Origin of the sequence: uncultured Sphingorhabdus sp. (assembly GCF_937872355.1) — a bacterium.
Taxonomy (GTDB): domain Bacteria; phylum Pseudomonadota; class Alphaproteobacteria; order Sphingomonadales; family Sphingomonadaceae; genus Sphingorhabdus_B.
The window spans coordinates 1-18371 of record NZ_CALMSV010000194.1 but is presented as its reverse complement, the minus strand read 5'-3'; the positions used below and the strand labels follow the sequence as shown (position 1 = coordinate 18371).

The window sequence follows — 18371 nt, the reverse complement described above, 5'->3', positions numbered from 1 at the left end:
AAGATCAGAAGGAAGGCATGGCTGCCTTTATCGAAAAACGTCCGGGCAACTGGAAAGGACAATAAGCATGAAAATAGCCTTTATCGGTCTAGGCAATATGGGCGGCGGATGGCTGCGAACCTTGTGAAAGCAGGGCATGCGGTTAATGCGTTTGACCTGTCGGCGGATGCTCTGGCGCGCGCGAAGGAAAATGGCTGCGCGACCTTTACCAGCGTGCGAGAGGCTGTGGCCGACGCGGAGGCGGTCGTCTCGATGCTGCCTAACGGCAAGATCGTCGACAGCGTCTATGAAGGCGATGTCATTGGCCAAGCGCCTGCGGGGGCGATCCTGCTCGATTGCTCGACCATCGATGTCGATACCGCGCGTAAGGTGACGGCAGATGCGACCGCTGCAGGTTATGAGATGGTCGATGCGCCGGTATCCGGTGGCATTGCCGCCGCGAATGGCGGTACGCTGACCTTCATGGTCGGTGGAAGTGACAGCGCTTTTGCACGTGCAGAACCGATCCTCGCTGTCATGGGCAAGGCTGTAATCCATGCAGGGGCAAGTGGCGCCGGGCAGGCAGCGAAGATCTGCAATAACATGCTGCTCGGCGCATCGATGATTGCAACCTGTGAGGCATTTGTGCTCGCTGAAAAACTGGGTCTCGATCTGCAGACCTTTTACGACATCTCATCCAAGGCTTCGGGCCAAAACTGGTCGATGACCAGCTATTGCCCGGTTCCGGGCGTTGGCCCTCAATCGCCGGCAGACAACGACTATCAGGGCGGCTTCGCAACCGCACTGATGCTCAAGGATTTGAAGCTGGCGAAGGAGGCGGCTGCCTCGGTGAACGCCGACGTGCCGATGGGTGAAAAGGCCGCTGCGCTTTACGACGCCTTTGACAAAGCAGGACAGGGCGGTCTCGATTTCTCGGCGATCATCAATAGTTTTTGAATTCTGCAAAGTCGTGCGTGATTGTGAGGGCAAGAATTCAGTTTTGGAGCTAAAGGCACACCGATGTATCAGGGCAAATCCGTAATCATAGTCGGGGGCGGGCATGGAGGTGCGCAAGCGGCGATTGCGCTCCGGCAGAACGGCTATTCCGGCCCGGTGACGATCATCGGGCGTGAAGAAGAACCTCCTTATGAACGCCCGCCGCTTTCCAAGGAATATATGGCGGGCGAAAAGGAGTTCGAACGCATCTACATTCGGCCGCGTGCCTTTTGGGAAGAAAAACACGTCGACCTGGTGCTGGGGCGTTCGGTTGAAGTCGTCGATTCCGCAGCGAAGACCGTGAAACTCGATGATGGAACGACGCGCACCTATGACTCGCTGATCTGGGCAGCAGGTGGCGATCCGCGCAAACTCCCAATCCCCGGTGGCGATCTGGGCGGCGTCCATTGTGTTCGAAACCGCGCAGATGCGGATGCCATCATGTCGGAACTGGCTGCGGTCAATCAGGTCGTGGTGATCGGCGGCGGTTATATTGGGCTTGAGGCCGCAGCGGTGCTGACCAAACTGGGCAAGAAGGTCGTGCTGCTCGAAGCCTTACCGCGCGTGCTTGCGCGCGTTGCCGGGCCAGAGCTGTCACAATTCTATGAGGCTGAACATCGCGCGCACGGCGTAGATTTACGAACAGACGTGGCGGTCGATGCGCTGGAAGGCCGAGACGGCAAGGTAACTGGCGTGCTCTTGGGAGATGGCAGCGTCATCCCCGCGCAAATGGTTATTGTGGGCATTGGCATCATCCCATCGGCCTTTGACGCTACCAAAATACATTTCCTTGGGTCGGCCTTTCAGAGCATCCAACCGTGCTGCCGTTCACCGGGTGTTTGAATGTCGCGTTTCGCGACTTCATCAGTGGATTGTCAACGCCCCCTGAATCTCTGCTTTGCGGCCAATGGCGCCCGTATCAGACTGGCTCTGGAAAACGAGATATCTGCCAATCAGGCACGTTCCTATGTTCGCTGCCACCAGATCAGCTAGCAGGTCGACACGATCGCCTGGAACCAAAGAGATTCGGAAGATCGGCCGGCGGATGCGCGAAGCCCGTTGCAGGCGGTAGAAATCTTCGCAGAAATTTAAGGACCTACGATCGCCGCTATTATCGATACCATAATTGGTATTGTGAGTCTTACGGTTGATCGACACGATAATGACTGCAAATTCATGCCGGTGCGTCGGGGCCGCCAAATGACAGAAATGAGGGGCGTTCGCACAGACGTTCATAATAATGCCGAACATTGGGCAGATCGCGTCGATCAACGGCCATCGCAAACCAGCGCCGGAGTGAGAGGCCGATGGGGATGTCGGCGAGGGTGAACTCCTTGTCCGCGATATGGCCACCCGTCTTCGCGAGTTGCTCCTCGACGATCTTGGCTTTTGCATCGAAGGCCTCGATCGATCGGTTGATCAGTTCCGGATCATCGAAGCCAGGGCGCTTACGGACCAACGCCAAAAAGGCATAACGCCAGCTGTCATTGAAGTCGGTCGCCTGCCAATCGATCCATCGTTCGACATTTGCAGCCGCCACGGCTTTTTGAGGTAATAGGTCAGCTCGCTGTTCCCGTCGGCAAAGATAACGCAGGATTGTATTGGATTCAGGCAGAATGTAGCCGCCGTCGTCAAGCACAGGGACAAGGCCGAATGGGTTGAGACGCACGAAAACGGGGTCGTCGACTGGATTTGTTGCCGTTCCGCGATCGATCAGTTCGACATCCAGCCCAAGCTCAGCGCAGAGCCAGAGAACCTTGCGCACATTGATTGAGGTGGCATAGCCGTGCAAGCGCAGCATATCATCAAACCTCGATCTGACCCGACATATAAGGAGCGCATTGGCCACGCATCTCGACCCTTCCATCCGCAACGCGGCATTCCATCGACCCGCCGCGCGCCGATGCTTGATAAGCGCGAAGATTGGGACGCCCCAGCCGGTCGGCCCAATAAGGTGCAATCATTGTATGTGCGCCACCTGTCACGGGATCTTCATCGATTCCGTGGGCAGGCGTGAAAAAGCGGCTGACGCAATCGAATTGCGATCCACCTGGAGCGGTGATTATCAGGCCGTCGCGATCAAGCTCCAATATTCTGGATCGGTCGGGAACGAAGCTGGAAACGGCTTCTGCGTCGGGCAGCACCACCATCGTAAATGCTGCATTTTTGTAGATTTCAGGAGTTTCGGTACCGAACAACGACGACAAATCCTCTTCAACGCGATCAAAAGATTTGGCCGGGAAATCCATGCTGATTTTGTCACCCTGCCGATGCACGCTCAGCTGGCCCGATTGCCGGGTGTGGAACACGATTTTCCGCGCTTCTGGGATGACATGGGTAAAAAGCACAAAGGTGCTGGCAAGCGTTGCATGGCCGCAAAGCGGGACTTCTACCGTCGGCGTAAACCAGCGCAGGTCCCAATCACCGTCGCTTCGGCGCACCGGAAAGGCGGTCTCGGCGAGATTATTTTCGGCGGCAATGGCCTGCAAGACGACATCTTCGGGATATTGGTCAAACAGAACAACCGCGGCGGGATTTCCCGCGAACCGCTCGCTAGTGAAGGCATCGATGACATAAATGGGATAAGGCATGGCACTCTCTTTTTTTGATTGAGCTATAAAATTGTTGCGATTGACTCACGTGTCAATCTTGACATTGTCATGCAATACAATACTCCAAAGCTTGACATTTGGAACCGCAGGAACCCACGGAGGCTATTTTGAAGCTCAATGCGAACGAGTTGAATGAGTTGGCTGGGCTTCCTTTCACCTTCAATCCCGATGAAGCAGCTCGGATAGTGATGGACGCCGAACTGAACTCTCTAGCGCTGCCCAATTCTACCGAACTGGTTAAGCCGAAAATTGGCCATGCATGGAAATCCCATTTGGTGCCCGTCCTTCGCGATCTTGGTTTCTCCGGCAAGGGAAGTGATTTTTGTCGCGTGACGCAGCGTTCCTTTCAGGCAATTTCGCTCCAGCGCTTAAATTATGGCGGCTGTTTTGTAGTGAATTTTGGAATGCAGCCGATAATTCTGGCGGCCGAAGGGCGCACCCCTTTTAAGGAAATTGAGTGCGCAGTTCGCTCGCGATGGACGAACGGCAACGGCGAAATATGGTGGTGTTACGAGAACAATGCAAAGTCGATGGCGGCCGCGGCTCAGGCGGCAGGTACGCTGCTTCGTAAACATTGCGATCGTCATTTCGAGTGGCTTGAAATGGCCGTCTTCGGCAATACTGAGCCAGACTGGGATGAAATTCATTCGATTGGCCGCGCTTCTGTCGTTCATGCGCGCATTCTCTTGCGGTCGGTCGATGGTTGACAACCATTTTGAATTGGGATGACAATGAACTGGATACCCACGCTGAACCGGGACAAGGCACCGCTCTATCTTGCATTGGCAGACGCAATGCAGCGCGACATTGATTGCGGCGCGCTGAAGCCTGGAGACCGCTTGCCCCCGCACCGCGAACTGGCGTTTCAACTGAAACTCGGCGTCGGTACAATAACGAAGGCCTATGAAGAAGCAGAACGCCGAAACCTGATCGAGGCACATGTCGGGCGTGGCAGCTACGTGACCGATCGAAGCCGCCGTTCGGCAAATTTGCAAGATTCAGAGATCGACCTTTCGATCAATGTTCCTCCAGCCGCACCTGCGAACGCTGAGCTATCAGCTACCTTTCGCACGTTTGGAAAACGAGGCTTCGACGCAGATGCTTTCATCTATGCGCCGCCCATCGGTACCGAGACTGCTCGCAAGGCAGGTGTCTTGTGGATGCAATTGGCTGGTCGAGTGGCGGAAGCCGACTGGCGAGCCACAGCCTGCACGATTGGCGCACAACAGGCGCTTGCCGTCGCATTTGGCATCGCATTCGAGAAAAGCGACTTGATCTTATGCGAAGCCGCAACCTATTGGGGGGCTAGAGCTGCGGCCGAGCATCTGGGTGGGCGCCTATATGGCGTTGCCCTTGACCGGGAAGGTTTGTGCCCGGCGGCCTTGGAAAAGGCGATCGCAGAAACACGTGCGCGGGCTCTGTTTTGCACACCCACCATCCAAAACCCAACTGCCCGCACGATGAGCATGGCACGGAGGAGCGAGATTGCCGAAATCGCCAAGCGCCATGATTTGCTGGTCATCGAAGACGACGTTTACGGTCATTTTGCGGCTGACCTTGCCCTCGAACCGCTGGTGAATTTCATCCCCGAAAGAACGATATATATTACCAGTCTCTCGAAATCGGTTATGCCGGGCCTGCGATCTGGTTTTATGCAGGTCCCTGATCGGCAGATGCTCGACAAGGCCATACTTGCCATGCGGGCTACCACCTTTTCCGCCGCTGGAATTGCCAATCGCATTGCGACCGAATGGATATCTGACGGTCGGGCGATCACGATTGCCGAAAAGGTCAGAGCTGAAATGGCGCTGCGGTTGGCGGTTGCGCTGGAAGAACTGAATGGCGTTGCTGAAATCCCTTCCCCCGCCTCCACTCTCCATTTGTGGTTGCAGTTCAACCACCTGCAGATCGACGACATAATGCGACAATCGCACGAACTTGGCATCAGGGTCGCTGACCCTTCACTTCAGCGCGCGAGTGAAGATGCACCTTGTGGTATTCGGCTTAGTCTAGGAGCTCCTTGTAGTTCAGATGAGTTGCAAAAAGGGCTAAGCAAGCTCAAGCAAGCCATCATCCGCCCTTCGCGGGATAACAACCGGGTGGTCGTTTGAAGTTTCCTCGCACGAAGGTATAATCAGACCAACCAGTTTGCCTTGCAAGCATCTGGGCCCGACGGCGCAAGCGCCGGAAAACGGCGCCAAGTTGAGTTTCAGCTAACCAACACCAGTTGCGAGCCTGGCCCCCGCGCAGAAACCCGAACGTCGGGATTGTACGGTGCACATTTCTTCAGCGAAAGGCAGCCGCAACCTATACAGCTATCAAGGCGGTCGCGCATACGCTCTAAAGTCGCAATCTTGGCGTCCAGCATGGTGCGTACCGCTTTGCTTATCTTGGTTCAGTCTGAAGCCGTCGGTGTACGCCCGTGTAGCAGCTTCGCCAACTCCGCTCCAATGGCTTCAATAGACGTAAACCATCCATTACAATCCCTTAGTTTCGACCTGCGTCAATTCTACTAAGCCACCTCTCATATTGAATATCCGGGGCGATCGACCTCGTTGGTTGGCGAAAAGACGGAAGTTTCTTGGGGTCAGATATTTACTCTGGTGGCTTCTTAAAAGCGCATTCGGATATAGGGAATTGACGGCCTTATGTCGCTCTTGGCCCAGTTTTGAGAGTACGAACGGAAAAATTTTTGGGAATGTCGCTTTTCGCAACAACGTGCTCTCCGCCCTAAAACTACGAACTTCCGCAACCGGCCAATAGCTGTCATCGTCTCTCGCGAAACCGTCACAGCCAAATTCCGCGCAGAGACTCTGGCCAAATCTGGCCGGTTTCCACCCCTGTTTTCGACAGCTAGAGACCAAATAAATGCAGAACTGCATACAGAAAATCGCCGAAATCGGCGACTTTCCGGCCGGAGATCCCGTTCTGCGGTTTAGAGGTAATATGCTTGGAGGCCCGAGCCGGAATCGAACCGGCGTGCAAGGATTTGCAGTCCTCTGCGTCACCACTCCGCCATCGGGCCTCGCGCTGCGACAGAAAAGCGTCACATGTGGTGCAGGAGCGCGTCCCTAGCGGCTGGATTTGCGCTTTGCAATCCGATTCGCGACCATTTGGCAACAGGCCGGAAACAAAGCGACGCCACTTGCATGGCAAATTCGTACGTTTGTCCGAAAGCGGCTTGGACTTTGCGCCTGCGCTCACTAGAAGAGAATCGAAAGGCTGTATTGCATCTACAATACAGTTGTGTCAGTAACAATCGAGCCATAAAATAGCGGCAGCGGAAAGTCTTATGCAGTCAGCGCAATCGGAAACCAACCGTCGGCACATGATCGACAGCCAGCTAAGAACCAACGGCATTACCGAAGCATGGATCGTAAAGGCGATGGGCGAACTGCCCCGCGAAAAGTTCCTGCCTGCGGGTAAGGAGGCGTTTGCCTATTTGGATCGGTCGGTTCCGCTCGGCAATGGCCGTATGCTCAATCCACCATTGGCGACTGCCGAAATGTTGCAGGCTGCCGGCATAACGGGGAAGGACAATGTGCTGCTGATAGGGGCTGGCACAGGATATATGGCAGCGTTGCTGGCCGGACGTGTCGCAAAACTGGTTGCCATTGAAGCTGAAGCGGAATTGGCTTCGGCAGCTCGCGCCAATGTTCCAGGGCTCGACATCGTCGAAGCCGCGCTTAGCGAGGGTAGCAAGAAAAGCGCTCCATATAGCCTGATCCTTATAGACGGCGCCGTTGAACAGCTTCCCGAGACAATTGAAGGGCAACTGTCCGAGGGCGGCCGGATCGTTACGGGGATTGTCGAAGGGCCAGTGTGCAGGCTGGCAAGCGGTACCAAATATGGAGGCCATGTCGCGTTGCGCCCATTGGCCGACATCGAAATTGCCCCGTTGCCTGGCTTTGAGCGCGCGAAGGAATTCGTGTTTTGAGCAACAAACTAGGGAAAGTTCATGCGCTTCTGCTCGCTGCGACGGCTGCGCTGGCGATAGCTACGCCTGCGTCGGCGGACACGCTGCGTGAGGCGCTGGCCGAGGCCTATCAGACCAACCCGACGCTGACGGGTGCGCGCGAAGGCCAGAAGGTAGTGAACGAAGCGGTTCCGATTGCCAAGGCCAATGGACGTCCCGATGTCAGCACCAGCGCCACCTATACGGAGTTGTTTCCGAGGTCAGATGGCACCAATTTCACGCCCGACCGTACGCTGAACGGGCGGGCTGACGTGACTGTGCCGCTCTATCTCGGTGGTGCAGTCAAAAATGCGGTGCGTGCAGCCGAGAATCGGGTCGAGGCAGGCTTTGCCGGATTGCGGGCAACCGAAAGCGCGATTTTCTCTGCCGTTGTCGCTGCCTATATGGACGTGATCCGCGACGAAGCGATTGTCGAACTCAACCGGGCGCAGGTCGGCGTATTGCAGGTGAACCTGGAAGCCACGCGCGACCGGTTCGAGATTGGCGATCTGACCCGCACCGATGTGGCGCAGTCGGAAGCAAGGCTGGCGCTTGCGACGAGCAGCATGGAGGCGGCGCGCGCAAACCTCATTCGTTCGAAGGAAATCTATATCCAGCTGGTCGGCAAGGCGCCTGCAAATCTCGAGGCCCCGCCGCCGCTACCCAATCTGCCCGAGTCACCTGACGCTGCGGTTACCGTTGCGCTAGAGAATAATCCCGACCTGATTGCGTCGAAGGAGCTGCGCGAAGCCGCCCGCTTCGACCGCAAGGGAGCCGAAGCCAGTCGCTTGCCACAGGTCGCCGGCTTTGGATCGGGCAGCTATTCGAACAATTTTGGTAGCATCGATTCGGGCACACTCGCCCCGTTCGACAAGACCTCAACCTCAGCTCAGGTCGGCATACGCGCGACTTTACCGCTGTATCAGGGTGGTCAGCCCGCAGCCCAGATCCGCCAGGCGCAAGCCCGGATGGGTCAGGCGATCGAGCAGGAAATCGCCGCCGAGCGCGAAGCCATCGCGCAGACCCGCGCAGCCTATGCCAGCTGGAAAGCGTCGCAAGATGTAATTGCGGCATCCGAACGCGCGGTGTCGGCAAACGAATTGTCGCTTGAGGGTACCCGCGCCGAGAACAGCGTCGGAAACCGCACCATTCTCGACATTTTGAATGCCGAGCAAGAACTGCTCAACAGCAAGGTCCAGCTCGTCACCGCGCGCCGCAACGCCTATGTCGCGGGCTTCTCCTTGCTCGCTGCCATGGGCCGGGCCGAAGCACGTGATCTGGGTCTTGAAGGCGGCCCGCTCTATGACCCGGTTGCCGAATATGATGCAGTCAAGGGAAGCTGGTTCGATTGGGACTCCAAACCCGACCCAACCGCCAAGGCCACCCGCACGGTTGACACACCTGCCCAAAAGGCAGAAATAGAGCCACTTCCCAAATATTAAGGGAATCAGTGGGGCATTTAGGGGCGTTGGCACATGGCAACTGATCGGAACGAACCATCGATGGAAGCGATCCTGTCTTCGATCAAGAAGATCATCGCCGATGAAGACCGTTCGCGCGCCATCAACTCGCGCCGCCCTGCCCGCGAAACACTCCGCGACGACAGCGAAAATGAGGATGTCCTCGAACTGACGGAAGCCGCTGCCGATGAGCGCGACGAAGAATTGCTCGATACGGGCAAGGCGCAGAGCCTGCGCCAGAGCTTCTCGGTGCTGCAGACGCTTTCCGAGCCCGGCGTAGCACCGCAAATCGTCCGCTCGGGCGAGACTTCGCTTGAAGGCCTGACCCGCGAATTGATGAAGCCGATGCTCAAGGAATGGCTCGACACCAACCTGCCCGGCATTGTCGAAGCAATGGTTGCGCGCGAAATCGAACGCATCACCAAGAAGGGCTGATGCGCCTTCCTGCTTTGCTGGCGCTGGCCGCCACAGCCGCAATTCTTACTTTACCCGTTAGCGCACAGGATGCGCCAACCATTGATCGATATGTGATCGCAGGCCGTATCGTCGACGTTACCAGCGGCAAGCTGCTATCCGGTCATTGCATAGCCATTGCGAGCGAGAAGATTTCGGCCGTCGAGCCGTGCAAGAGGCAACCCGAAAGCGTCCGGACAATCGACTGGTCCGCCTATACCGTGCTTCCCGGCCTGATGGACCTGCACACCCACCTTGCCGACGCCGGGCAGAGCGCGGATTTGGCGCTGCCACTCAAATCTTCCCCTGCAGCCACTGCGCTGATTGGCGCAAAAAATGCGCGTGACACGCTTATGGCGGGATTCACGACGGTGCGCGATGTCGGCACTTATCGCGGGCTTACCGATGTTGCGTTGAAAGACGCGATCAACATGGGCCGCGTGCCCGGGCCGCGTATGTTTGTTGCAGGCGGCTATATCACCAAGCCCGGCGGCGGTGGCGAACTCAACGGCGTCACCGACAATGAAAAGCTGCCCGAGGACATGCGCTATGGCGTTTCGGTCGGGCCCGAGCAAGCAGCGACCAATGCCGAATATTTCATTGAAGAAGGCGCCGATTTCCTGAAGCTCATTGCGACCGGCGCGGTCCTCGCCATCGGTACCGAGCCCGGTGAACCCGAGCTGAGCGTTGAGGAAATGAAAGCGGTCGTCGATATCGCCGCTAAGCGCGGTGTCTATGTGACCGCCCATGCCCATGGCGCGCAGGGTATCAAAAATGCGATTGCCGCCGGTGTCCGTTCGATTGAGCATGCCAGCCTGATCGACGACGAGGCGCTGAAGCTCGCCAAGGCCAAGGGCACCTGGCTGGTGATGGATATTTATAATGGTGATTATATCGATGATATCGGCACCAAAGAGGGCTGGCCCGAGGAATATCTGCGCAAGAATCGCGAAACCACCGACGTCCAGCGCGCAGGCTTTGCCAAGGCGGTAAAAATGGGCATCAAAATAGCTTATGGCACCGACAGCGGTGTCTATCCGCACGGGGTCAACGGGCGACAGTTTAAATATATGGTGCGCTACGGGATGACGCCGATGCAGGCGATCCAGTCCGCAACCATCCGCGCCGCCGAGCTGTTGGGCAAGGAGCATGAGCTGGGCAGCATATCCCCGGGCCGCTTCGCTGATCTGGTGGCGTTGAAGGCCGATCCGCTCGCCGACATTGCCGCGCTGGAGGCAGTCGACCACGTCATGAAGGGCGGCGAGCTTGTCCGCTAACCGCGTTTGAACGGCCCCAGTTCGGCCAGAAATTCCTGCTCTCGATCTACCGCGCGACGTTCGCGCACCAGAAAATCCTCGATAGCCGAGCGGAAGCCCGGATCGGCAATGAAATGCGCCGACCATGTCGTTACCGGCAAATAGCCGCGCGCCAGCTTGTGCTCGCCCTGTGCACCCGCCTCGACCCGAGCCAAGCCATGGGCAATCGCGAAGTCGATTGCCTGATAATAGCACAGCTCGAAATGCAGGAAGGGGATGTCTTCGACACATCCCCAATAGCGGCCATAGAGGCAATCGGGCCCGAGCAGGTTGAGCGCGCCCGCCACTGGCTGTCCGCCCCGATATGCAAGGAAAAGGACGATGCTGTCGCTCATGCTTTCAGCGATCAAATCGAAAAAGGCCCGCGTCAGATAAGGCCGCCCCCATTTGCGCGCGCCGGTGTCCTGATAGAAGACCCAGAACATGTCCCAATGTTCGGGCAGGATCTGATCCCCACGCAAATTCTGAATGTCGACCGCCGATTGTGCAGCGGCGCGTTCCTTACGGATGGCCCGCCGCTTGCGCGAGGCGAGTGTCGCTAGAAAATCATCGAAACTGGAATAGCCGACATTCGCCCAATGGAATTGCGTGCCCGAACGGATCAGCCATCCGGCCTTGCGGAAAAGATCGAGCTGTCCTTCGTCGACAAAAGTTGCGTGCGCCGACGACAGGCCATTTTGCAGCACCACGCTTTCGGCAGCTCGAAGAAGTTTAAGCGCTACAACATCATCTTTCGCCAAAAGTCGCGGACCCGGCACCGGTGAAAAGGGTGCTGCGATCTGCAGCTTCGGATAATAGCGCCCGTCCGCCCTTTCATAAGCATCGGCCCAGGCGTGATCGAAGACATATTCGCCCTGGCTGTGTGATTTGAGATAGGCCGGTAGCGCGCCACAAAGATCCCCGTCTGTATCGCGAATGGTAATCGGCGTTGGTGACCAGCCGGTTCCCGAGCCAACACTTCCCGATTCTTCTAATGCTCTGAGAAAGGCATGGCCGACAAAAGGGTTGGCGGCTATGTTGAGCGCATCCCATTGCGCCGCATCCAGCGCGGATACGCTTTCGGCAATCTGGGCTATGATCGGGTCGTCGGGCGTGTCGCCTTCCGCCATATCGCTTACCTCAAGCTGGCTTCACCGCCACAATCGCATCAATCTCTACCGTAGAATCGAGCGGCAGGACGGGAACGCCCACTGCGCTACGCGCATGTTTGCCGGCATCGCCAAACACCGCCTCCATCAGATCCGAAGCGCCATTGGCAACCTTGGGTTGGCCGGTGAAATCGGGTGTGGAGGCGACGAAGGCGCCCAGTTTGACGATCCGCTCCACGCGGTCGAGCGATCCCAGCGCCTTTTGCCTCTGGGCCATCGGCTTCTGTCCGAAACCTTGCGCCGCCAATATGCCCTCATCCTCGCTGCGGCTATCGCCCACCTTGCCCGTCATCAGCTTTCCATCAACGAACGACACCTGCCCCGAAATGTAGAGTAGCCCACCAACTTCAACCGTCGGTACATAGGAGGCAACCGGTGCGGCGGGTTCGGGAAGGGTGATGCCAAGTTCAGCAAGGCGGGCTTCGATCATACAGGTTCTTTCTGAATATTGGGCGCGGGGCTCCCCGCAAGCAGTTTATCGGTAATCCAATGCTCGGCCTCATGCCACAGATCAATGCGGGCATGCGCCAATTGCGATGATTGGACGCGTTGCCACAATATCGGCTCGCCTACAAATTGCAGGCGCCAAACATCGGGCAGGGTTTCAGCCACCGATTCATGCTGATGGCCAAGATCGTCTACGAACACGGCAACGCTGGGATTATAGCGTTCGACAATCCGCGCCAGCGCCTCGCCCTTGCCGCCCTGGTTGGTATAGACCGGTGCATCGATACCGACCGCGCGCAATTGCTGGACACGCGATTCATTATGATGATCCATCAAATTGGTCAGTATCACGACATCGGCATGCTCAGCTATCCGGTTGATGGCATCAACCGCACCATCGATCGGCTGCTGCCGATGCATCTCGGTCAGGAAAAAGCCGTTCAAGAGGTTCCAGACATGGCCACGCTCGACCTGAGTGCCATCATGTTTGTGGCGCAGCGCTTCACCCCAGTCGCCATGGACCAAATCGAAATGGATGTGGTGCACCTCGTCGAGCCAATCGCGGAAGGGGACGACCATGTGCAGCAGCACCTCGTCGCAATCGGAAATCAGCAAGGGGCGGCTCATGCTTCCAGCTCCATTCGGGCGCGCACGAGCGCCTCAGGTTTCACATTCATATGGTCGGCAGCGGCAACCAGGTCAGGTTCATGGGCTTCAAGAAAGGATAGGATCGCCGCCTGTGTCGATTTTTGGGATATGTCGTGGCGTAATATATCGGGCGTGAGCCCGGTGAGCGCAAGCATCCTTGAGGCGCGTTCGGAATCCGATAGAATCCAGCCAAGCGCACTCAGGGCAAGCGTTGCCGGGTCGGCTTGAATTTGGCCCAAGCTTTTCGCATTTGTTTCGAGCATAGCTTTCGCTTAAGCGAAAGCGGCGGCGCTGCCTAGGCAGCAAAATGGCCAATGCTAAAGGGAATGTTGTGAGCAAGAAGGTTCTGATCGTCGAGGATAATGAGCTGAACCTCAAATTGTTCACCGACCTGCTACGCGCGCACCAGTTTGACGTCGAAGGCCTGCGTGATGGTCGGGAAGCTTTTGCACATATGCGCACGTTTCAACCTGATCTGGTAATCATGGACATCCAGATGCCGCATGTCAGCGGCCTCGACCTGATCGAAGCCATGCAGAGTGAGGCAGACCTCAAACCGATCCCGGTGCTTGCCGTGACCGCTTATGCCGGAAAGGGCGACGAGGAACGCATATTGGGCGCGGGCGCACGCGCCTATCTGTCGAAGCCTGTCGGGATGGTTCAGTTTCTGGGTGCAGTGAAAGCGATTACCGGCTGATGCATTGGCTTTTTAAGTGGCTGCTGGTCGCTTTGGCGCTGCTGGGCGCCCAAGTCGCATCTGCCCAGCAGTTGAATGTTCCCGGCCGTCTTGTCGCCGAAACCGATGTTCCTGCACCCGGCTCGACCGTCACTCTCGCCTTCGTCTTTGAGCCCAAACCGGGTTGGCACGGCTACTGGGAAAATCCCGGAGATGCCGGACTAGGACTTCAACTGGAATGGAAGCTCCCCACCGGAATCACGCTTGGCAAGCCCCGCTTTCCTGTTCCCAAGCCGCTGCTGATCGGCGGATTGATGAACCATGTATATGAAGAGCCGCACGCAATACTGGTTGATCTGGCGATTGACCGTTCGGTGCCGTCCGGCACTTCGGTGCCATTGGAGGTAGCTGCTAATTGGCTGGCATGCACCGATAAAATATGCGTCCCGCAACAGGACCGCTTCACGCTGCAGTTGCGGGCAGGTGACGGCACTGTCGAAGTAACCAAGCGCAAGCAATTCGATCAATGGCGAAGCGCAATCCCTGTGCCGCTGGATCAAAATGCGCGCTATGCCATCAGCGGCAAGCGATATGAGATCGCCATTCCCTTTCCGGCCAGTGCACCGCTCGACCGCCCCTATTTTTTTGCGCTGACGACCGATCGCCTCCGTTATGCAGCACCGCAAACCGCGCGTAGGGCCGGTGACTGGTTGATCATCACAACCGAAGCGCAGGGGCAGGCGGCACCGGTTGAAGGTTTGTTGCGGATTGGCGATGGACAGGGGTTAATGATCCGCACGGTCGCCGGCCCCATTCCCAAAGGTGGCGATGAAGTGGCGGCATTGGGCGCGAGCGACAAGCTGGCACCCGCGGTTCCTGCCCTGCCCGCATTGCCATGGCTGCTTCTGGGGGCGCTGGTCGGAGGGCTGCTGCTGAACCTTATGCCGTGCGTCTTTCCGATCCTTGGCCTGAAGGCGCTCACGCTGGCCAAAGCCGGAGGCGACCAGCGCGAAGCGCGGCGAGATGCGCTGGCTTATACAGCGGGCGTGGTTTTGAGCTGTCTGGCTTTGGGAGTGACCATGCTGTCGCTACGCGCTGCAGGGGAAGAAATTGGCTGGGCATTTCAGTTGCAGGAGCCTGTCGTTATATTCGCACTGCTGGCGCTGATGGTTGCGGTAACGGCCAATCTTGCCGGTCTTTTCGAGCTACCGGGTTTCGCTCTCGGTGATGGTCTGACACGAAAATCCGGAGTGGCCGGATCATTTTGGACGGGGGTGTTGGCGGCGGTGGTTGCTACACCCTGCACGGGACCCTTTATGGCGGCCGCCATGGGTGCTGCGCTTTTGCTGCCCGCTGTTGAGGCGATGTTACTATTTGCCAGCTTAGGATTCGGGATCGCCCTGCCATTCCTTGTGATCGCCTATGTGCCGCAGATGCGCGCCATGCTGCCCAAGCCGGGGCCTTGGTTGGGGCGGTTCCGCAGACTGATGGCTATCCCGATGGGATTGACTGCACTGGCATTGCTCTGGCTTTTATGGCGTTTGACCGGGACGGATGGCCTTGTAACAGGCATCGTCGCAACCGTTCTTCTTCTGGCGATGTTTATCGGCTACCACACCGTTCAGGCCAGAGTGCCGAAAGCGCCGATTCTGCTTTTGATTGCGGGCATAACGGCGGTCGCAGCGGGCGCGCAGTTCATTCCGGAAAGCCGCAATTCAGGTGCGCAAGACGAGCCTGCGATACCGGGCGCACTGCCTTTCGATGCCGGAAAGCTGGCGCAGCTCCGCGCGCAGGGAACACCCGTCTTCCTCTACTTCACGGCGGACTGGTGTGTGACCTGCAAAGTGAATGAAACGGCTGTCATAAATCGCGATGAGACAATCCGGCTGTTTGAAGCGAAAGGCATCAAGGTGATGGTGGGCGATTTCACACGGCGGGACGCAGCAATAGCGCGCTTCCTCACCGAACATGGTCGGTCGGGCGTTCCACTTTATCTGTTCTATCCACGGCAGGGGGAAGCCAACGAACTACCACAAATACTGACGTCGGACGTTATAGCCGAAGCGATTGATGACTGAGATACTGCGAGGGTTTGGAGGCAGGCCGATGTTGAGGTGCTGCCTTCGAAAAGACATCGCGGCCTGCCCCCGCCCCATGACAACGGGGTGCGACCCTAAAAGGACCCGTCGTCGATCTTGATGAATTTGGTCTGGTTTGCTCCGATGACCGAAATGCCCTTTGTCCCGATGATGCCGACCAGGGGAACCGATCGCTCAACGACATTTAACGATGCATCGACCCCCGTATCATTATCGGCCTGCGGGGCGCTTATGGCGACAACCTCTATTCCCCAATAGTCTGGGCGATCATGATAAATGCGCGGTGCAAGACGCAGTTCGAGGCTGGTCTCGGGCGTCCGTGCCGAAACCCATAGATACAGCGAATCCTGAAATGGAACCCGCCGCAATTCCGCACGATCAAAATCGATAATTTTTCCGTTGGGCACGCTCGAAAGCGAGCCGCCTGCCATGCCGCTCATAAGTCATTCCAAACAAAGCGTAAGTTGCTTGCGTCGCAAAGAAACAATAGACTTGCTGTGCGACATATAATTACGCTTGTAACATATTTTATGCTGCCCGCCACTTTCTACACCCGTAAATAAATGTAACGACGAGTAAGCAACTGTTCTTCGTCCAGAATAATTTTACGCATAGGTATGCGTAACCGGGCCTTGCCACGCGGCCTGTCGGTAATCATATCCCGCGCATGGCTGACATACCCCCCTTTGCGCCGAGCCGGATCGGTGCGCCGCAGAAACTAGCCAATTGGTTGTTTGCAGTGGCTTTTCTTGTTTTCCTGATGGTGATTGTCGGCGGGATCACCCGTCTGACCGAATCGGGGCTGTCCATCACCGAATGGAAGCCCGTTACCGGTGCCATCCCGCCGCTGAACGAAGTGCAATGGGCGCTAGAGTTCGAGAAATATAAGCAAATCCCTGAATATCTTGAAATTAATGGTCCGGCTGGAATGACCCTCGCCGAATTCAAATTCATTTATTTCTGGGAGTGGGTACATCGCCTGTTGGGACGCGTAATCGGGTTGGCATTTGCCATTCCGCTTGCCTGGTTCTGGATCAAGCGCCAGATTCCAGATGGTTATAAGGGGCGCTTACTGGCTTTACTGGCACTTGGAGCGCTGCAGGGGACGATAGGCTGGTGGATGGTATCGTCGGGCCTCAGCGAGCGCACCGACGTCAGCCATTTCCGCCTCGCCGTGCACCTCCTGACCGCGCTTTTCATCATGGGTGGACTGATCTGGACTGCTCTGGATCTCCATAAACTTGCCCGAAGCGGCATAAACCGCCCAGCGCGGCTGACAGGCTTCAGCTTAACCATAATATTGATCCTTTTCCTCCAGCTGCTTTTCGGCGCTTGGGTGGCCGGATTGAATGCCGGCTATGTCTCTAACAGCTGGCCTCTAATGAATGGCAGGTTGTATCCCGATGGCGTGGATTGGAGCCGCGGAGCGTGGTTTGCACTGACCCACGACCCGTTCCTGACCCATTTCATCCACCGCTGGTGGGCCTGGGTTACCGTGGCCGCACTGGTGGTGATGGCAAGGCACCTTAAAAAAGCGGGCGCTCGGCCGATTTCGATTGCTGTCCATTCAGCATTCGGAACGCAGATATTGTTAGGGATTGCCACGGTAATGACTGGCATGAACATCACACTGGCGGTGCTGCATCAGGCCGTCGGGGCGGTGGTCGTCGTTACAACGGGCTGGGGCGCACACCGGCTGGGGCGGACAGGGGGTTACAGGGAAAAGGGTCCCATCTGGCGATTGTCTATGCCGTTTTTCCCACTGCGGGTGAGGCGCATGACTGCTGTCGTGCGTTGTTGGAACAAAATCTTGTGGCCTGCGCCAACCGGCTGACACCGATTATCTCGCATTATCGGTGGGAAGGCGAGATCGAGACTGCCGAAGAACATCCGGTTATCCTCAAAACCACAGCATCGCGCCAGCAGGAAGTCATTGACCGGATTGCGCAGATGCATCGACACAAGGTCCCGGCCATCTTGGCATGGCGGGTAGATGCCGCCCACCCGGCCTATGCCATGTGGGTCAAGGCGGAGACTCTTGCCTAGGGTATTATTATACCCGCCTCAAAATGCCTGCATTTGCTTGACTATTGCACACCCACGCGCCAATAGCCCCCGTCCGCTGATGAGGATTCGATTCTCCTCAGCACCCCATCCCTATCGGAGGTTCGAACAGCAGCCATGAAAACGCTGTCCAAAGTCACGAAGTCGATCCGCCCGCAGGACGTCCAGAAGGATTGGCATATCATTGATGCCGACGGTCTGGTTGTCGGTCGCGTGGCAACGATTATCGCCAATATCCTGCGCGGCAAGCACAAGCCGAGCTTTACCCCACATGTCGATTGCGGCGACCATGTCGTCGTGATCAATGCCGACAAGGTGCGGCTGACGGGTAACAAGCTGAAGCAGAAGACCTATTACAAGCACACCGGCTATGCCGGCGGCATCAAGGAAGTGACGGCCGACAAAGTGCTCGGCGGCCGCTTCCCCGAGCGCGTGCTGGAAAAGGCGGTCGAGCGCATGATCCCGCGTGGTCCGCTCGGTCGCAACCAGATGCGCGCGCTGCATCTCTATTCCGGCAG

Annotated in this window: 19 protein-coding genes, 1 tRNA gene and 2 pseudogenes; 13 read left to right on the top strand and 9 right to left on the bottom strand. The window is 57.2% G+C overall.

Features of this window, described 5'->3' with window-relative positions; translation table 11 throughout:
• The first annotated feature begins 67 nt into the window (after nt 1-67).
• Both mmsB and Q0239_RS12815 read left to right on the top strand, forming a co-directional pair.
• Nucleotides 68-936: pseudogene (mmsB, locus tag Q0239_RS12820) on the top strand (3-hydroxyisobutyrate dehydrogenase).
• Nucleotides 937-999: 63 nt separating this feature from the next.
• Nucleotides 1000-1737: pseudogene (locus tag Q0239_RS12815) on the top strand (NAD(P)/FAD-dependent oxidoreductase); the annotation flags it as partial.
• A gap of 102 nt (nt 1738-1839) precedes the next feature.
• Here the strand turns inward: Q0239_RS12815 and Q0239_RS12810 are convergent.
• Genes Q0239_RS12810 through Q0239_RS12800 form a run of 3 tightly spaced genes read right to left on the bottom strand, consistent with a single transcriptional unit; the run spans nt 1840 to nt 3566 of the window.
• Nucleotides 1840-2133 (bottom strand): hypothetical protein, encoded by a 294-nt coding sequence (locus tag Q0239_RS12810; protein ID WP_298603474.1) that lies wholly within the window; start codon nt 2131-2133, stop codon nt 1840-1842.
• 16 nt (nt 2134-2149) lie between these two features.
• Complete coding sequence (locus tag Q0239_RS12805; RefSeq protein WP_298603472.1) at nt 2150-2776, bottom strand: glutathione S-transferase N-terminal domain-containing protein; 627 nt, start codon at nt 2774-2776, stop codon at nt 2150-2152.
• A 4-nt stretch (nt 2777-2780) separates the two neighbouring features.
• Nucleotides 2781-3566 (bottom strand): PhzF family phenazine biosynthesis protein, encoded by a 786-nt coding sequence (locus Q0239_RS12800; RefSeq protein WP_298603470.1) that lies wholly within the window; start codon nt 3564-3566, stop codon nt 2781-2783.
• A gap of 128 nt (nt 3567-3694) precedes the next feature.
• Between Q0239_RS12800 and Q0239_RS12795 the strand changes: the two genes are divergently transcribed.
• Complete coding sequence (locus Q0239_RS12795; RefSeq protein WP_298603468.1) at nt 3695-4294, top strand: DUF4304 domain-containing protein; 600 nt, start codon at nt 3695-3697, stop codon at nt 4292-4294.
• Between the two features lie 24 nt (nt 4295-4318).
• Nucleotides 4319-5698, top strand: a complete 1380-nt coding sequence (locus Q0239_RS12790; protein ID WP_298603466.1) for a PLP-dependent aminotransferase family protein — start codon at nt 4319-4321, stop codon at nt 5696-5698.
• A gap of 840 nt (nt 5699-6538) precedes the next feature.
• On the opposite strand, the gene Q0239_RS12785 is transcribed toward Q0239_RS12790, so the two are convergent.
• Nucleotides 6539-6612 (bottom strand) — tRNA-Cys (locus Q0239_RS12785).
• A 267-nt stretch (nt 6613-6879) separates the two neighbouring features.
• On the opposite strand from Q0239_RS12785, the gene Q0239_RS12780 reads away from it, so the two are divergent.
• Genes Q0239_RS12780 through Q0239_RS12765 form a run of 4 tightly spaced genes read left to right on the top strand, consistent with a single transcriptional unit; the run spans nt 6880 to nt 10732 of the window.
• Complete coding sequence (locus tag Q0239_RS12780; protein WP_298603464.1) at nt 6880-7524, top strand: protein-L-isoaspartate O-methyltransferase; 645 nt, start codon at nt 6880-6882, stop codon at nt 7522-7524.
• Entirely contained in the window at nt 7521-8984 is a 1464-nt protein-coding gene (locus Q0239_RS12775; protein ID WP_298603462.1) for a TolC family outer membrane protein, read from the top strand. The genes Q0239_RS12780 and Q0239_RS12775 overlap by 4 nt, the downstream gene beginning before the upstream one ends.
• A 33-nt stretch (nt 8985-9017) precedes the next feature.
• Entirely contained in the window at nt 9018-9437 is a 420-nt protein-coding gene (locus Q0239_RS12770; protein WP_298603459.1) for a DUF2497 domain-containing protein, read from the top strand.
• On the top strand, nt 9437-10732 hold the full coding sequence (locus Q0239_RS12765; RefSeq protein WP_298603457.1) for an amidohydrolase family protein: 1296 nt from the start codon (nt 9437-9439) through the stop codon (nt 10730-10732). Before Q0239_RS12770 ends, Q0239_RS12765 begins: the two co-directional genes overlap by 1 nt.
• On the opposite strand, the gene Q0239_RS12760 is transcribed toward Q0239_RS12765, so the two are convergent.
• From Q0239_RS12760 to Q0239_RS12745, 4 genes are read right to left on the bottom strand one after another with little or no spacing between them, the layout of a single operon-like run.
• A complete protein-coding gene (locus tag Q0239_RS12760; RefSeq protein WP_298603455.1) occupies nt 10729-11880 on the bottom strand; it encodes a GNAT family N-acetyltransferase in 1152 nt (383 codons plus the stop codon). The genes Q0239_RS12765 and Q0239_RS12760 overlap by 4 nt on opposite strands.
• A gap of 10 nt (nt 11881-11890) precedes the next feature.
• On the bottom strand, nt 11891-12349 hold the full coding sequence (locus tag Q0239_RS12755; RefSeq protein ID WP_298603453.1) for a RidA family protein: 459 nt from the start codon (nt 12347-12349) through the stop codon (nt 11891-11893).
• Entirely contained in the window at nt 12346-12993 is a 648-nt protein-coding gene (locus tag Q0239_RS12750; protein WP_298603451.1) for an HAD family hydrolase, read from the bottom strand. Before Q0239_RS12750 ends, Q0239_RS12755 begins: the two co-directional genes overlap by 4 nt.
• Complete coding sequence (locus Q0239_RS12745) at nt 12990-13253, bottom strand: DUF3572 domain-containing protein (RefSeq protein ID WP_367276103.1); 264 nt, start codon at nt 13251-13253, stop codon at nt 12990-12992. Before Q0239_RS12745 ends, Q0239_RS12750 begins: the two co-directional genes overlap by 4 nt.
• Nucleotides 13254-13345: 92 nt before the next feature.
• Between Q0239_RS12745 and Q0239_RS12740 the strand changes: the two genes are divergently transcribed.
• A complete protein-coding gene (locus Q0239_RS12740; RefSeq protein ID WP_298603449.1) occupies nt 13346-13711 on the top strand; it encodes a response regulator in 366 nt (121 codons plus the stop codon).
• A complete protein-coding gene (locus Q0239_RS12735) occupies nt 13711-15768 on the top strand; it encodes a protein-disulfide reductase DsbD (protein WP_298603447.1) in 2058 nt (685 codons plus the stop codon). Before Q0239_RS12740 ends, Q0239_RS12735 begins: the two co-directional genes overlap by 1 nt.
• Nucleotides 15769-15863: 95 nt before the next feature.
• Here Q0239_RS12735 and Q0239_RS12730 read toward each other — a convergent pair whose 3' ends face one another.
• Nucleotides 15864-16229 (bottom strand): hypothetical protein, encoded by a 366-nt coding sequence (locus Q0239_RS12730; RefSeq protein ID WP_298603445.1) that lies wholly within the window; start codon nt 16227-16229, stop codon nt 15864-15866.
• Between the two features lie 227 nt (nt 16230-16456).
• On the opposite strand from Q0239_RS12730, the gene Q0239_RS12725 reads away from it, so the two are divergent.
• From Q0239_RS12725 to rplM, 3 genes are all read left to right on the top strand, one after another.
• On the top strand, nt 16457-17623 hold the full coding sequence (locus tag Q0239_RS12725) for a COX15/CtaA family protein (RefSeq protein WP_298603443.1): 1167 nt from the start codon (nt 16457-16459) through the stop codon (nt 17621-17623).
• Entirely contained in the window at nt 17587-17835 is a 249-nt protein-coding gene (gene cutA, locus Q0239_RS12720) for a divalent-cation tolerance protein CutA (RefSeq protein ID WP_298603441.1), read from the top strand. Before Q0239_RS12725 ends, cutA begins: the two co-directional genes overlap by 37 nt.
• A 135-nt stretch (nt 17836-17970) precedes the next feature.
• Nucleotides 17971-18371: 50S ribosomal protein L13 (gene rplM / locus Q0239_RS12715; protein ID WP_298603440.1), on the top strand; the 401-nt coding region annotated here is incomplete at its 3' end.

Bases quoted from the DNA above. Each gene is read 5' to 3' on its own strand.
- Q0239_RS12805 (WP_298603472.1), bottom strand. From the start codon at position 2,776: ATGCTGCGCTTGCACGGCTATGCCACCTCAATCAATGTGCGCAAGGTT.
- Q0239_RS12800 (WP_298603470.1), bottom strand. From the start codon at position 3,566: ATGCCTTATCCCATTTATGTCATCGATGCCTTCACTAGCGAGCGGTTC.
- Q0239_RS12790 (WP_298603466.1), top strand. From the start codon at position 4,319: ATGAACTGGATACCCACGCTGAACCGGGACAAGGCACCGCTCTATCTT.
- Q0239_RS12780 (WP_298603464.1), top strand. From the start codon at position 6,880: ATGCAGTCAGCGCAATCGGAAACCAACCGTCGGCACATGATCGACAGC.
- Q0239_RS12770 (WP_298603459.1), top strand. From the start codon at position 9,018: ATGGCAACTGATCGGAACGAACCATCGATGGAAGCGATCCTGTCTTCG.
- Q0239_RS12765 (WP_298603457.1), top strand. From the start codon at position 9,437: ATGCGCCTTCCTGCTTTGCTGGCGCTGGCCGCCACAGCCGCAATTCTT.
- Q0239_RS12760 (WP_298603455.1), bottom strand. From the start codon at position 11,880: ATGGCGGAAGGCGACACGCCCGACGACCCGATCATAGCCCAGATTGCC.
- Q0239_RS12755 (WP_298603453.1), bottom strand. From the start codon at position 12,349: ATGATCGAAGCCCGCCTTGCTGAACTTGGCATCACCCTTCCCGAACCC.
- Q0239_RS12750 (WP_298603451.1), bottom strand. From the start codon at position 12,993: ATGAGCCGCCCCTTGCTGATTTCCGATTGCGACGAGGTGCTGCTGCAC.
- Q0239_RS12735 (WP_298603447.1), top strand. From the start codon at position 13,711: ATGCATTGGCTTTTTAAGTGGCTGCTGGTCGCTTTGGCGCTGCTGGGC.
- Q0239_RS12730 (WP_298603445.1), bottom strand. From the start codon at position 16,229: ATGAGCGGCATGGCAGGCGGCTCGCTTTCGAGCGTGCCCAACGGAAAA.
- Q0239_RS12725 (WP_298603443.1), top strand. From the start codon at position 16,457: ATGGCTGACATACCCCCCTTTGCGCCGAGCCGGATCGGTGCGCCGCAG.